The 14,347-nt window shown below is 48.2% G+C and carries 17 protein-coding genes; 16 read left to right on the top strand and 1 reads right to left on the bottom strand.

What is annotated here, in order from left to right; translation table 11 throughout:
• Nucleotides 1-4 precede the first annotated feature (4 nt).
• The gene (locus ACFI6J_RS06565) at nucleotides 5-565 is read left to right on the top strand and encodes a hypothetical protein (protein WP_028870240.1); all 561 of its coding nucleotides are present in this window, start codon (nucleotides 5-7) and stop codon (nucleotides 563-565) included.
• Nucleotides 552-1,187: an IncC plasmid conjugative DNA transfer DtrJ family protein gene (locus tag ACFI6J_RS06560; RefSeq protein ID WP_462585852.1), complete on the top strand. Its 636-nt coding sequence runs from the start codon at nucleotides 552-554 to the stop codon at nucleotides 1,185-1,187. The genes ACFI6J_RS06565 and ACFI6J_RS06560 overlap by 14 nt, the downstream gene beginning before the upstream one ends.
• Before the next feature lie 26 nt (nucleotides 1,188-1,213).
• Here ACFI6J_RS06560 and ACFI6J_RS06555 read toward each other — a convergent pair whose 3' ends face one another.
• A complete protein-coding gene (locus ACFI6J_RS06555) occupies nucleotides 1,214-1,801 on the bottom strand; it encodes a plasmid-related protein (RefSeq protein ID WP_462585850.1) in 588 nt (195 codons plus the stop codon).
• Nucleotides 1,802-2,089: 288 nt separating this feature from the next.
• On the opposite strand from ACFI6J_RS06555, the gene traL reads away from it, so the two are divergent.
• The 14 genes from traL (at nucleotide 2,090) to ACFI6J_RS06485 (ending at nucleotide 14,345) form a co-directional block, all read left to right on the top strand.
• Nucleotides 2,090-2,371, top strand: coding sequence for a type IV conjugative transfer system protein TraL (gene traL / locus ACFI6J_RS06550; protein ID WP_000433891.1), 282 nt, complete (start codon nucleotides 2,090-2,092; stop codon nucleotides 2,369-2,371).
• Nucleotides 2,368-2,994, top strand: a complete 627-nt coding sequence (locus ACFI6J_RS06545) for a TraE/TraK family type IV conjugative transfer system protein (protein WP_407266398.1) — start codon at nucleotides 2,368-2,370, stop codon at nucleotides 2,992-2,994. Before traL ends, ACFI6J_RS06545 begins: the two co-directional genes overlap by 4 nt.
• On the top strand, nucleotides 2,978-3,877 hold the full coding sequence (locus ACFI6J_RS06540; protein WP_462585867.1) for a hypothetical protein: 900 nt from the start codon (nucleotides 2,978-2,980) through the stop codon (nucleotides 3,875-3,877). Before ACFI6J_RS06545 ends, ACFI6J_RS06540 begins: the two co-directional genes overlap by 17 nt.
• On the top strand, nucleotides 3,877-5,166 hold the full coding sequence (locus tag ACFI6J_RS06535) for a TraB/VirB10 family protein (protein WP_407266400.1): 1,290 nt from the start codon (nucleotides 3,877-3,879) through the stop codon (nucleotides 5,164-5,166). The genes ACFI6J_RS06540 and ACFI6J_RS06535 overlap by 1 nt, the downstream gene beginning before the upstream one ends.
• 74 nt (nucleotides 5,167-5,240) lie before the next feature.
• Nucleotides 5,241-5,813 (top strand): type IV conjugative transfer system lipoprotein TraV, encoded by a 573-nt coding sequence (traV, locus tag ACFI6J_RS06530; RefSeq protein WP_024008834.1) that lies wholly within the window; start codon nucleotides 5,241-5,243, stop codon nucleotides 5,811-5,813.
• Nucleotides 5,810-6,196, top strand: coding sequence for a TraA family conjugative transfer protein (gene traA / locus ACFI6J_RS06525; RefSeq protein ID WP_123161589.1), 387 nt, complete (start codon nucleotides 5,810-5,812; stop codon nucleotides 6,194-6,196). Before traV ends, traA begins: the two co-directional genes overlap by 4 nt.
• A gap of 220 nt (nucleotides 6,197-6,416) precedes the next feature.
• Nucleotides 6,417-7,208, top strand: a complete 792-nt coding sequence (locus ACFI6J_RS06520; RefSeq protein ID WP_002026815.1) for a type IV toxin-antitoxin system AbiEi family antitoxin — start codon at nucleotides 6,417-6,419, stop codon at nucleotides 7,206-7,208.
• Nucleotides 7,201-8,139, top strand: a complete 939-nt coding sequence (locus ACFI6J_RS06515; RefSeq protein WP_000356587.1) for a nucleotidyl transferase AbiEii/AbiGii toxin family protein — start codon at nucleotides 7,201-7,203, stop codon at nucleotides 8,137-8,139. The genes ACFI6J_RS06520 and ACFI6J_RS06515 overlap by 8 nt, the downstream gene beginning before the upstream one ends.
• A 131-nt stretch (nucleotides 8,140-8,270) precedes the next feature.
• Nucleotides 8,271-8,963 (top strand): DsbC family protein, encoded by a 693-nt coding sequence (locus tag ACFI6J_RS06510; RefSeq protein ID WP_008305510.1) that lies wholly within the window; start codon nucleotides 8,271-8,273, stop codon nucleotides 8,961-8,963.
• Nucleotides 8,963-11,362, top strand: coding sequence for a type IV secretion system protein TraC (traC, locus tag ACFI6J_RS06505; RefSeq protein WP_028867951.1), 2,400 nt, complete (start codon nucleotides 8,963-8,965; stop codon nucleotides 11,360-11,362). Before ACFI6J_RS06510 ends, traC begins: the two co-directional genes overlap by 1 nt.
• Nucleotides 11,355-11,702, top strand: coding sequence for a plasmid-related protein (locus tag ACFI6J_RS06500; RefSeq protein ID WP_111804992.1), 348 nt, complete (start codon nucleotides 11,355-11,357; stop codon nucleotides 11,700-11,702). The genes traC and ACFI6J_RS06500 overlap by 8 nt, the downstream gene beginning before the upstream one ends.
• A gap of 4 nt (nucleotides 11,703-11,706) precedes the next feature.
• The gene (locus ACFI6J_RS06495; protein WP_216613599.1) at nucleotides 11,707-12,198 is read left to right on the top strand and encodes a S26 family signal peptidase; all 492 of its coding nucleotides are present in this window, start codon (nucleotides 11,707-11,709) and stop codon (nucleotides 12,196-12,198) included.
• A gap of 7 nt (nucleotides 12,199-12,205) precedes the next feature.
• Nucleotides 12,206-13,333 (top strand): TrbC family F-type conjugative pilus assembly protein, encoded by a 1,128-nt coding sequence (locus ACFI6J_RS06490; protein ID WP_234609386.1) that lies wholly within the window; start codon nucleotides 12,206-12,208, stop codon nucleotides 13,331-13,333.
• Nucleotides 13,317-14,345, top strand: a complete 1,029-nt coding sequence (locus ACFI6J_RS06485; protein WP_096070659.1) for a TraU family protein — start codon at nucleotides 13,317-13,319, stop codon at nucleotides 14,343-14,345. Before ACFI6J_RS06490 ends, ACFI6J_RS06485 begins: the two co-directional genes overlap by 17 nt.
• Nucleotides 14,346-14,347: the final 2 nt, after the last annotated feature.

Here is a 14,347-nt window from a genome sequence, read left to right as displayed (position 1 = left end):
CTGTATGCATCATTCTGTCTGTCTGAAAATGACAACACTTACCATTAAAGAAATGCTCGCTCAGTGGCAGCAACATAACCCCCAGTTCAAGGAAACCTTAAGACTGCTTGAAACCGACTGGCCTCATGCTTTGGCCTCGGTGTATTGCTTGGCGGACTACTTAACGGATGCGTTCACGTTAGATGGCCATTCCATCTTTGATTTGTGTCTGTGTAATGGTTTGGGCAGTTATGAAGAAGTCAGTTGTGATGATGATAGTGTGCGCCTTTGGCATTTCATTGAGGCACTGACCTGGACTGCCGCCAGTGCTTTAACGGGGATTCGCCTGCGTGATCCTGACCATTTCGAGTGGGCTGCCGTAGATGGTGTGTATTTCCACACATGGATTCGTAATCGTCCAAATCGAATGGCGTATTTGGCTGAAGGACGCATCGATGTGCGTTATGTCAGTGGCCATACGACGACAAAACGGCTTCAACAAGTGATTAAAGCCCGGATTATGACGCCAACCGTTGCAGCCATGCTGGCGCGAGTAGAAGAGGATATTTGGCATGAGCAAGCATAAGTCGGTTTGGCTGCTGTGTCTGGCACTGATGCTGGAGATTATTGCCATTGGCGTGTTAGTGCCCGGTGATTGGACTGGCCGGGTCATTAGTAAAGAGAAGCAGATGATCCAAAATCAATTGGGCGCACAAACGAGCTATTGGATTGGTCAAACTAGCCATGGCTGGTATCAATCATGGGTTGTGGATACGCAGATGGAGCAATCTGTGCGTGATTTTCTAATCCCCACTGAAGAGCAGCGACTGCGCTCTAAAGGGATGGAGAACATGGGAGGCTTTTGGTTTGTCTGGGTAGAAGACCGTATTCAGGCATTTTTTGATGTGTTGTACCAAGTGTTCACTCGATTTGCTTTGCTGATGGTCTGGTTGCCCTTTGCGCTTATTCTCATGTTACCGGCGTTGTGGGATGGCTTAATGACTTGGAAGATTAAGAAGACAACCTTTGATTTTTCGAGCCCAATCATTCACCGCTACAGCATGATAATTCTGGGTTCAGGCGTCATCTTGCTGTTTATGGGATTGTTCGCCCCGCTGGCTATTCCACCGGTGGTGTTGCCGTCGCTGATCATTGGTTTGGCATTGATGGCGGGGTTGGCGATAAGTCACTTGCAGAAGAAAATATGAGGCCAGTTAGGCCTCATCTTGTAGAGCTAAAACCTGACGCCTACGGCATTGCCATTCTCGTCTTCAGCTGGCAAATGATAAGTATCAATAAGGTGACCTTGAAGCCAAATATATTGCGGCATCCAAAACGAGTACTGTCGTATAAGAGCCAATACTTCTTTCAGCGGTTTGTTTGCATGAGACGCGGCTAGGCGAAAGTACATGAATGAGCAATCATCTCGAAAATACTCATGAAGCTCTGAATCCGATAGCGTTTCTTTTAGTGGCCTGTTTTGCTCATCGTCCTCATCAGGGGAATTGGCATAAATTTCGATTAGCTGCTTTTCAGTGAGCATCTCCAAGAAATGGTCTTCAATTAAGATCCCATCACTGGTATCGACATCCATACCATCTTTGACATCAAAAGCCATGACGCATCCAGAAGATAATGCCACTTCTGATGGTTTCAGTAAGTCATTAGCTTGCACAACTTGATGCCAATGATTAAAACCAGCAGATACTGCAACTTCATCGAGTGCTTGAGTGTGTGGAATGGATTTTTCACGTTTAAGCTTTCGTGCTTTTTGCTTTAAACGTTCAACCGAGGCAGAGGAAATGATTTTAGTAATTTGCATTGAGTTTCTCCTATTAGCGAATACGGTGCCCACTGCCGAGGTCGCAGAAAAAACCTAAGCAAAAAATAAATTTGATATGCATGTCGTCCCGTCCGGGTTTGCTAAAGTGGGCAGCTGGTCTCGACACGACCAATATCCCCATCATATCAACCGCATCAAAAAGATCAATTGTTAGTATTGTCTGATTAGAACCCTCAAAACCTTCAAGAATTCGGCATCTAGCTGACCACTGAAGCTGCCAATCCCGAGGCATCCTTCACTTCTCAATTCAAACAACGAGGAGTGACTATGGAACCTGTGAGTATTCCGTCCTATATCGATGACCCGCCGCACTTCCTGCTTTGGAGTGCCGATGAGATGGCTCCCATTCTGTTGGGGCTAGTGATCGGCATTTTTACCGGTAATGCCTTGGTTTTATGCCTGTTGGGGTTGGTGACAACCAAGCTCTATCGGCGTTTTCGTGATGGTCGCCCAGATGGTTTTATTCTTCACGCCATCTACTGGGCCGGGCTGTTGCCAACCAAAGCCAAGACAATCCCTAACCCATTTATCAGGAGCTATCTGCCGTGAAGTTCGACGTGTTTTTAAAATCATGGCAAGGCACGCAATTAGAGAACCGATGGCAACGGTTCCTGATTGCGGTGCTGGTGCTATCTAACTTGCTGCTTGCGGTAGCGGCATTTTCTCGCAATACCGTGGTGGCCATTCAACCACCAACCTTGTCTGAATCGGCTGAAGTGTCACGAAACCAGGCCACTCAGCCTTACCTAGAATCTTGGGGACTCTACCTGGCTGAGCTTATGGGCAACGTGACGCCGGGCAATGTGTCCTTTATCCGGGTTGCTATCGAGCCGCTACTTTCACCTGCGGTGTACCAGCAAGTGGTCGATGCACTGGAGATTCAGGCAAGACAGATCCGTGAAGACCGAGTCACGCTCAAATTCCAACCCAGACAAGTGGAGTATGAGTATGAAACCGGCCATGTCTTTGTGACCGGTTATTCCTTGGTCTCTGGACCATCTGGAGATGAGCAGCGCCAAACTCGCACCTATGAGTTTGATATCGATATTGAGCAATACCGTCCAAAACTTAGCTGGATGGATACGTATGAGGGGCAAGCTAGAACGAAGCGAGTTCGTGAAAAGTTGACCCAAGAGCAAAACCGGAGGGTGAATGATGCGGACCAAAATTAGTCGATGGATGACACCAAGCTTAATCGCAATTAGCTTGAGTGGCGTCCTGTTATCACAAGCGTCGTATGCAGACGTGGAATTGCCGATTGTGCCAGCCAGTGTGATGAAGCAGTCTGCTACTGCAAATCCACCGGTTCAAAGCAATTCGGTTGCAGCGGATACGCCAACAATGCTACTGATGAAACCGGGGGTTAATGAACTGATCCCTGTAGCACTTGGCCATCTGAACCGGATTGTGACGCCGTTTGAATCGCCTCAGGTGAGAACAACCAGTGATGCTCAGACGCAAATCAAGGGGAATGTTGTATATGTGGCCACGGACAAAGAATCACCGGTTTCACTTTACATCACTCCGCCTGGTCAGGAAGCGCCCGCGTTATCTGTCACATTAGTACCTCGTCGTATTCCACCGCGTGAAATCACCTTAGCTATTGATGGTCAGCAGTGGCCTATTAAGGGCGTCGTGAACCGAAAAGCCGCCACTTGGGAAACGGCTCAGCCATACGTCGATAGCTTACGTGATTTACTCAGACGCCTTGCACTAAATGAGTTACCACAAGGCTATGACATCCGTTTAGCTGGCCAAACTGACACAAGCCCGAAATGTTTTCAGCCAGGTTTAAAGTTTGGTTTTAAGCAGGGGCAAATTGTGACGGGACATTACTTCACCGTCTATGTAGGACTGGTTGAAAGCTTTGCCGATGAGCCGATAGAAGCCAGTGAAATAGCCTGTCATACACCAGATATAGTGGCAAGTGCTTACTGGCCGCGCAATATCTTGTTGCCGGGTGAAAAGACTGAGTTGTATGTGGTTGTACGCAATCATCGTGAAGAAGCGGTGGAAAGTCAGCGACCTTCGCTTCTTGTGGGAGGTGAGCTTTGATGAAAGCACAATGGGAACAAATGAGCCCGAATATGAAGCGGGGCCTATCGGTTGCTGGAATTGCTGGTGGTCTCATTCTTATGGTGATGGTGTTTTCACCTAATCCTGATGATGGCGCGAGCAGTCGGAACCGACAGGAAACGATCCGGCACATTCTTACGGATACCAATACTCGTGATGTTGGGGTCGATAGTTTGGCTGCGAACGTGAAACTACTCAGTGAGCGCAACGAGCAGTTACGCCGAGAAGTTGAACGCTTGCGTCGTGACGTTGACTCAGGACGGTTAAGCCCCGGTTCGCCTTCTATACCAAGTGAGGTCAATGCGGAGTTGGCTCGTCTTCGAGCGGAACTTGATGATGTTCGCGCTGGAGGTGATGCAGCAGTTGAAGGCACAAATAGCCGTTTCGAAGTGCCTTTATCTGCCATGGAATTGCCTAAAGAAGAAAAGCCACTGCCGTCTAACCCAGACGACTATTTTGCCAATGCGCCGCTGCCTGATCCGCTCTATCAGCAGCCAGTCAATGGCCAAGGCACACGAGCACGGGATGTTCCATTGCCGCCAATCACGATTCGTATGATTGAGCCTGAAGTGGTTGCTGAACCAGAGGTTGTTGTGCAAGAAGCGCCGCCTTTGTATTTACCGGCGGGCAGCATCATCTCAGGTACTTTGATCACAGGTTTGGATGCCCCTACTCACGAGTCCGCAAGACGCGAACCTTTTCCTGCATTACTGAGGATTCAAAAGGAAGCCATTTTACCCAACCGATTCAGAGCGGATATCAAAGAGTGTTTCTTGATCGCCGCAGGTTACGGTGATTTGAGCTCTGAGCGTGCCTATTTGCGAGGCGAGACCATTTCATGTGTGAGAGAAGATGGTGGCGTCATTGAAACGCGACTGGATTCTTATGCCGTGGGTGAAGACGGTAAAGCCGGTATTCGTGGCCGATTAGTGTCGAAACAAGGCCAGCTGGTGGCCAAATCAATGATGGCCGGATTCCTTCAGGGCTTGGCAGGCGCATTTGATGTGAATCCTGTACCAACGATTCAGACGGGTAATGCCGGTGATACTCAGCTGTACCAGCAAGTCATGAGCCAAGAAGCATTACAAGGTGCTGCAATTAAAGGCACTGGTAAAGCATTGGATCGAGTGGCCAAGTTCTATCTGGACATGGCTGAAAATATGTTCCCAGTCATAGAGGTAGACGCTGCAAGGAAAATAGAAGTCATAGTCACTCGTGGGGCCTCGTTGTCGTTGGCCACTTCGCAAGGGGGAGGTGCAAGAAGATGAAAAAATCCTGCATGTTGCTAACCGATCGAAGTCCGTTTCAGACAATAAGATGTGTATCCAGAGGAGAGTTAACCATGACGACATCAATGCAGAACAACCCAAAGCACCAGTCAAAACAGTGGTCTAAAGCTGGATTACTTTTATTGGCAGTCGGCTCAACCTTATTGTCTGGCTGTAGTTCATTGGGTCTTGGGAGTAGTGAATATGGATGCCCAGGTATGCCTGACGGTGTGCGCTGTTTATCCGCTCGTGAAGTCTATGAGCTTACCAGTAATGGCGCTGCACCCAAGACGATTGATGCTGTGGCGACTCGAATTGGTTCTCCCTCTGGGTATTCACAATCTGATTTAGAGACAGGACTGCTGAGCCATCCAGCATTACCCGAGACGCAGCAATCTGCACCTATTCGCATTCCTTCAAGGGTAATGCGGATTTGGATTGCGCCTTGGGAGGATGACCGTGGGGATCTGAATTTATCCAGCTACGTGTTTACCGAAATTGAACCGCGCCGGTGGGATATTGGGGTGTCAGCACCTCGAACGGTTTCGCCTGTGCTACGTCCACTTCAGACTCAGAGCGATTCAACCTCAGCGGGAGCTGATGGTAAGCGCGATAACTTGAGTATCTACGGAGAAACTAACGAATGACAAATGCAGTTCGCACCATTCAAACTCAGCGCCTAATGACCATTGGTGCGCTTGGTTTGATGGCGTTAATGATTTCGGAGCCCTCATTTGCGGGCACCGGTGGTGATGCTTTCACTGATGTGTGGGATACCCTAAAAGATTGGACCCAAGGTACTTTGGGACGGATCGTAGCGGGAGCCATGGTTCTGGTGGGTATTGTGGGCGGTATCGCTCGCCAAAGCTTGATGGCCTTTGCCTTGGGCATTGGTGGTGGTATGGGTCTCTACAATACGCCAACCGTCGTTGAAAGTGTTATGTCTGCAACCTTACCTGTTGTTGCCAGCACTCAAGAAGTCATTGGCACAACAGTTCCAGCAATCAGCGTCGTCTTACTGGGCTCCTGAATGTGAGCCATATTAGGCAGTTCACTTAAGGCAATCAAACTTAGGACTACACAACATCGGGTTATTGGTGATGTTGTGTAGACCTTTTCATTTCAGCGACGCCACATTATCGAACTTGGTTTACATTATTTGGTATATTAATACCTAAGGTGTTAAAATTCCTATCGTAATAAACTATATGGTTTATACTGTTCGTGATATTCATACTTTGGGTGTTAAAATGTCATCTAAGATAAACTGGCTTGTTGCTCATACTTCTCCTGGTGCGCTAGTACTTCAGCAATGGCTGACTGAAAACGGTGTGAGCTATTCCTTGGCTCAAAAGTACGCGCAGAACGGTTGGCTAAAGAAGCTATGTTCTGGCGTGTATTATCGTCCAGATGCGCAGGGCGATATAAAGCCAACTTGGGTTGATGCCATTCAAGCATTAGATGTGCAATTGGGCGTTTCAGTTCATTTGGCTGGATTGAGCAGCTTAACTCACCAAGGACTGAGTCACTATTTACAGCTGAACAAAGAGCAAGTTTGGATTTGCGTTAAAAATAAGTCGTCCTTACCAAAATGGTTTCGTGAATTCCCTTATCAGAATTGGTTTTACTGTGGAAACCATAAGCTTGAAGTGAATCCCGAGAAAGATTTGAAAAGGATCACGGTCAAAGAGAAAGAACTCACTGTCAGCTGTGCAGAACTTGCTGCCTATGAAGTGGTAGACGCGATTGGAAAGCTGATTTCATTTGAGCATGTCGCAGAATTATTTCAGGGTTTAGTCAATCTTAGCCCTAGAAAAGTACAAGATATTCTTGAACGAAGCAGCTCTGTTCAGGCAAACCGAATATTTCTATTTCTGGGTCGATACTACGATCACCAGTGGGTCAATCGCATAGATGAAACAAGAATTAAATTGGGGGCAGGAAAGCGGCAGGTTGTCGAAAAAGGACGTTTTGATGAGCGATATCAAATCACAGTGCCAGAGATATTAAGCGTCAAAAAAGGTGAACAACATAATGGATAAAGATAGCCCATATTACAAACAGGTTTCCTTGCTCATAAGAATGCTTCCTGTAGTAGCAACAGAGACGGTTTTTGCACTTAAAGGTGGCACAGCCATTAATTTATTTGTGAGAGATTTTCCTCGGTTATCTGTAGATATTGATCTTGCTTATCTTCCTCTTGAACCAAGAGATGAGGCTTTGATTAATGTCAGGGCTGCATTGCAACGGATTACAGACAGAATCAATACTCAACCAGATATCCGAGCGGCATTTCAGGATAATAAAGCTGATGAACTGAGAATAGTTGTATCAAGTCCGGTTGCGACGATCAAAATTGAAGTGTCGCCCGTCGCCAGAGGTACATTGCATAGTGCAGAAATAATGCCAGTTCAAGAGTCTGTTGAAGACGAGTTTGGTTATGCTGAGATTCAGGTAGTCAGTCTTCCCGATCTGTATGGTGGGAAATTGTGTGCTGCAATGGATCGCCAACATCCTCGCGACTTATTTGATGTGCGTATGTTACTTGGTAGTGAAGGGATTTCGAGAGAGATTTTGGTGGGTTTTTTAACCTATACATTAAGTCACCCTCGGCCTATTAATGAAGTCATGTCGCCAAACTGGCAGCCTCTGAATGAGAAATTTCAGGCAGAATTTGACGGAATGACTTTTGAAAAAGTTGAATGCGAAGACTTAGCCTCTGTTAGGCCCATGATGTTAATTGAACTGCAAAAACATTTCACAGAAAGGGATCATGCTTTCCTTATGTCATTCAAAAGAGGGCAACCTGACTGGGCTTTGTTTGACTATCCTAATGCAGCAGACTTGCCAGCGATTCGTTGGAAGTTGCAGAACATTAACAAATTGGCAAAGAATCAAGCAAAACATCAAGAGCAATTAGATAAATTGAAGCAAGTGCTTGATGATTGGCTTGTTAACGCAAACGCCGAGTAATTCGTTTATAACAAACCTCAACGAGCTATAAGCCCCCTAGTTAGATTGCGATTTCTTCAATCTATCTAACCGAGTCCACATAGGACAACTGCATAGACTGGAGCCTCGATTTACATTAACGAGGACTCCTCATGCGAAAACTATCTCCAATTATTCTGGCGCTTGCGCTGTCTCCTTTGGTTCAAGCTGAACCTGTGTCTGAAGTGTCGCCCGTTGGCAAAATTGACGGCATGGTTTCTTTGCCGGTCACGGGTATGAAAGCGGTCGAAAGCAATGGCCGTATTGTTTTCATGTCAGACAGTGGCCGGTTCGTCATTGATGGCACGCTCTATGATGCCTGGTCCAAAAAGCCGCTTACCAGCCTTGAAGAAATTCGTGAAGCGGGGAACACGCTGGACTTAGGTCGTCTTGGCCTAAAAATGGATGATTTGAATCCACTGACGCTGGGTGAAGGCAAAAAGAAAGTGGTGGTCTTTGTTGACCCACGATGCCCGCACTGCCATGAGCTTTTGAAACAAGCTTTACCGTTAACCAAAGAATACACCTTCCAAATACTCCCTGTGCCAGTGCTTGGTCCTGATTCAGAGCGTCAGGTTCGCCAGCTTGGCTGTGCGCGTGACAAAAAAGCGGCCACCGATGCATTGCTGAATGGCCGGATTGGTAACCTAGAACAGGATGATGCCTGCAACTTAGAACCAATGCAGCGTACCTTGGTGACGGCTCAAATCCTGGGCATTCAAGGTGTGCCTTTCATCGTCGCCAATGATGGTCGCATCAGCCGAGGCCGTCCTTATGATCTTTCTGCTTGGTTGGAGGGACGTTAATGAAAGCCTCTCTGTATTCAGGGCAACGCGCTTCAGAGCTCTTGCCAGTATTGGCCTATTCCGACGATGAGCAACTGTTTTTCATGGAAGACCAGAGTGTTGGCTTTGGTTTTCTATGTGACCCATTGCCAGGTGGTGATGAGTCTGTTGCAGACAGGGTTAATGTTCTACTCAACAACGACTGGCCAAAAGACACTTTGCTGCAATTTGGCCTGTACGCATCCCCTGATATTCAAACCGACCTTCAGCGCATGATGGGCTTACGGCATCGTCAATCCGATCCATTGCTTAGGGCGTCGATACGCAAACGTGCGGATTTCCTCGATGGGGGCACGGTTCAACCGATAGAAGAATCGACCCAGACTCAGGTACGCAACTTTCAACTGATCGTCACCTGCAAATTGCCTTTGGAAAGTCCTATACCGACGGAGCGTGAGTTGAGTCGAGCATCCGCGCTTCGGGCTTCTTTCTCGCAAGCGCTGGCAACGGTTGGTTTTCGTGTTACTGAGATGACCGACCGAAATTGGCTCGCAGCATTAAGTGCTCAGCTTAACTGGGGAAAAGATGCTTCCTGGCGCAATCCATCACCAATCCGCAGTGAGGCAGATAAACCACTTCGAGAGCAAGTGTTGGATTATGACCGAGCTATCAAGGTGGATAGCCAAGGTCTGATGCTGGGCGATTACCGAATTAAAACCTTATCGTTTAAGCGCTTGCCTGAGCGGATCTGGTTTGGTCATGCCGCAAGTTTTGCGGGCGATATGATGACGGGTAGTCGCGGTTTACGCGGAAGCTTTTTACTGAATGTCACCATTCACTTTCCCTCAGCCGAGGCCATGCGATCTCGTCTAGAGACGAAGCGTCAATGGGCGGTCAATCAGGCCTATGGCCCGATGCTCAAGTTTGTGCCGGTGCTTGCAGCCAAGAAAAAGGGGTTTGATGTTCTTTTTGAAGCTTTGCAAGAAGGTGATCGTCCTATTCGGGCAAATATGACCTTAACGCTGTTTTCCCCGACGGAAGAGGCGTCCATCAGCTCTGTTTCAAATGCTCGAACCTATTTCAAAGAGCTCGGATTTGAGCTGATGGAAGACAAGTACTTCTGTTTGCCCATTTTCCTGAATGCCTTGCCATTTGGTGCTGACCGCCAGGCGATGAACGACTTGTTTCGATTCAAGACCATGGCGACACGGCATGTCATCCCTCTGTTGCCTTTGTTTGCGGATTGGAAAGGCACTGGCACGCCAGTGATTAACTTTGTTTCCCGTAATGGCCAGATCATGAGTGTGTCCCTTTATGACTCGGGCAGTAATTACAACTGTTGCATCGCGGCGCAATCGGGGTCGGGCAAGTCATTCCTGGTGAACGAAATCATCTCCTCCTACTTATCTGAAGGTGGGCAATGCTGGGTGATTGATGTTGGCCGCTCCTATGAAAAGCTGTGTGAAGTCTATGACGGTGAGTTCTTACAGTTCGGGCGGGACAGTGGCATTTGCTTAAATCCGTTTGAAATCGTTGAGGACTATGATGAAGAAGCGGATGTACTGGTTGGATTATTGGCCGCAATGGCCGCGCCTACGCAGTCATTAACTGATTTTCAGATGGCCAACCTAAAGCGTCAGACCCGTGAACTTTGGGAGAAAAAAGGTCGTGCCATGTTGGTTGATGATGTGGCAGAGGCCTTAAAAAATCATGAAGACCGTCGTGTGCAAGACGTGGGTGAGCAGCTCTATCCGTTTACGACACAGGGCGAATATGGCCGCTTCTTTAATGGTCACAACAATATTCGCTTCAAAAACCGTTTCACCGTTCTGGAGTTGGAAGAGCTCAAGGGGCGCAAGCACCTGCAACAAGTGGTGTTGCTTCAGCTTATCTACCAAATCCAACAAGAGATGTACTTAGGTGAGCGGGATCGTCGCAAGATTGTGTTCATTGACGAAGCCTGGGATCTGCTGACTCAAGGTGATGTCGGTAAGTTCATCGAGACGGGTTACCGGCGATTTCGAAAATATGGCGGCAGTGCTGTAACGGTAACGCAGTCGGTCAACGATTTGTATGACAGCCCTACAGGTAAAGCCATCGCTGAAAACTCGGCCAATATGTACCTGCTTGGTCAAAAAGCCGAAACCATCAACGCGCTCAAAAAAGAAGGCCGCTTGCCACTAGGTGAAGGCGGTTATGAATACCTGAAAACCGTTCATACCGTCACGGGTGTCTATTCCGAAATTTTCTTTATTACTGAAATGGGCACCGGGATTGGCCGCCTCATCGTCGATCCGTTTCACAAGCTGTTGTACTCGTCCCGTGCAGAAGATGTAAACGCGATTAAACAGTTAACGCGCAAAGGCCTTTCTGTTGCTGATGCCATCTCTCAGTTGTTGAAGGAGCGAGGCTATGAATAAATCCACGCTTTGGCCATTTATGGCCTCTATTACTTTGTCTATTGCAGGCAGCGGTTTAATGACCAGCTGGCTCTTAATGAAAACACTCGAACCCATCCACAGTCAGTTGGCGTTAAGTACGCCCATTGCAGTCGTGGATTTTGGGGCGGCGGTGTTGTCACTGGGCCCCAATGCTAGCGAACAAGACATCGAATCCAGGTTGCTTCAGACCAATCAGCAAATTGAAAAGCTAAAAGCAGCCGGTTTTATCGTGCTGGATGCACAAGCGGTGGTGGGTGCTGATGATTCCATATTTGTGCCAGTAGGCTCAAAGGAGGTGTCTCGTGCAGATACTCCGTAAAAGAATGCCTTGGCGGCCATATCTCATCCGGTTGACTGTTCTTGCGTTAATCATGGCCTTGGTAGGCACCTACGCCATGATGCGTTACCGAATAGGTATTGATACCCAGCAAGAGCGCTGCCTGCCTGATACCACGGTATATCTGATTGACCTATGGAATAAAGAGCCCGTTAAGGATGGTCTGTATGCCTTCCACTCAAAAGGACTCGCTCCGTTATATAACGACGGTACTCGGATGCTTAAACGCCTAACAGGGATGCCAGGGGATGAAGTCAAGGTGACGCCTGAGCATGTGCTGGTGAATGGTGCTGAAGTCTCTACCGGCATGGCATTAGCCCAGCGTCTTGGTGTGGCTGAAACAGAATTTAGCCGCTCATTGACGCTGCAAGAAAACGAATATTGGTTTTCCGGCGAGGCAGCAACGAGTTTCGACTCCCGCTATTGGAATGCCGTTAAGCGCGAGCAGATTGTCGGTCGCGCTTGGCCGCTTTGGTAGGAGGTAGATGATGCAAAGACTATGTCTCTTATTTTTGTTGGTTGCCCCATTGTCTTGGGTTCAAGTGTCCTGGGCACAAGAGCCTTTTCCGTTGTCTGACGAGGACAAAAAGATCGTCGAAATGAGCCGCAGCATTTTACAAAGTGCTGTGGATGGTTCATCTGAATTTATCGAGCCTTTTTCACCGATTGAACAACCTGCGTCGCTCAAACACAACGATGAATGGTTGATATTTGCGTCGTCTTCACTGGGGGATTCCTCACTGAAGCAGCTATTTAAAGAGGCCAGTGCTACCGGCGCTATTGTGTTGTTTCGGGGAATTCCTGAAGGAAAGACCTTGGGGGCGGCTATCCGTGATTGGCATACCCTGATGACGGGGCTTGATCCTGTTCCTCAGGTTCGAATAGATCCGAGAGCCTTTGTGCACTGGCGGGTGACTAGCGTGCCTGCCATTTTCCGCATAGAAGATGACAAGGTGACTGCAAGTGCACTAGGGGTTTACAGCAAGGACTGGTTGCAGCGTCAAATTGAAACAGGAAATACCGGTTCATTGAGTCAACGTGGTCCAATTCATTCGATTATAGAACCTGATTTGATGCAAGTGGCGATGCAGCGTTTACAGTCGATTGACCTGGGCGCATTAAAGAAAAAAGCCATTGAGCGTTTCTGGTCTCGCCAAACATTTACTGAGTTACCCAAAGCCACGCAGTATCGGATAAGAATGGTTGATCCAACCATCGTCATGCAGCGGCCACTATTGGATGCCAATGGTCGAACACTGATCCCAGCAGGAACGCGTATTAACCCGCTCAAAGCCTTGCCATTTACCCAGCAGCTTGTGGTGTTTAATGCGTCGAACGCTGAAGAAGTGGACGCAGTTGCGCATTGGCTTGAGGGCCAAGATAGGACACTGCGCCGCATTACGCTTATAACCACGCAGCTCGACCGTGCTCAAGGTTGGAATAGCCTCAATGCGCTCGAAAAGACATTGGACAGTCCGGTTTACCTTCTCAATGCCTCGCTAAAGCAGCGCTTTGATCTGCAAGTCACCCCATCGTTTGTTCAAGCAAAGGGGCTCGCGTTTGAAATAGAAGAAATTCCAGCAAAGGAGCTTGTTCATGAAAAAGCTCAATAATACTTATCGTCTGTTGCGGACTCTCGTTGTCATGCTTGTCTTGGGCGCATCTATTCCTGCAAAAGCCGAACTGACCTGCCCAGACGCGGGGTTATTGTCGGGCAAGTTGCTGACGGATGTTTGCTGGTCATGCATTTTTCCTATCCGGGTTGCAGGGCTTCCTCTTGGCTCCGGCAATGTCCCTAGCGGCGCATCAAACAAGTCATTTTGCTTATGTGAAGACAACTTAGGCGTGCCAAGGCCAGGTATTGTTACCAGCATGTGGGAGCCAGCTCGTCTGATTGAACTGGTCAGAACGCCGGGTTGTTCGCCTTCCCTGGGAGGGATTCGTTTACCGTTAGGTGATAGGCGACTGCAAGGTGGTCATGGCGAAGGTGAATACGATACCGGTGATCTCGCTTTCTACCATTACCATTATTACGCCTTTCCGCTTTTGGTCATGCTCGATTTGTTCATGGATGGCAATTGCAATGCTGATGGTTACATGGACTTTGACTTGATGTATTTGTCGGAATTGGACCCAACATGGCTGAACGATGAACTGGCCTTTTTTACTCAGCCTGAAGCGGCTGCCGTTGCCAATCCATTGGCTATATCTGCTTGTACCGCTGACGCTGCTTCATCAACGCTTGGTAAACCCATCGACCAGTTGTTTTGGTGTGCTGGCAGTTGGGGCCATCTCTACCCGTTATCTGGCCACACCTTAGCCTTCGGCTCATTAGCAGAAAACACCAGCCATTTAGCGGCGCGTGCAATCGCGGCTCAACACAGGCGTGGTCTTGCTAGGCGAACAATGGGGAACAGTGCGCTATGCCGACCTGTTATCGAACCCATGCTGCCGAAATCCCAATACAAGATGAGTATGTTCTTCCCTGTGCCGGAAACTGAAAGTGCGCATGTCATCGGTGAAAGCACCATGAAATGGGGAGAGTGGCGAACAATCCCAGGTGCCGGTGAAGATGCACTCTACATTTTGTGGCGCTGGCAAGACTGCTGTAACTCGGGAGGTTAACT

The sequence above is a fragment of the Alteromonas sp. G4i13 genome (assembly GCF_054960505.1).
This window is presented reverse-complemented; position numbering and strand designations above follow the sequence as displayed.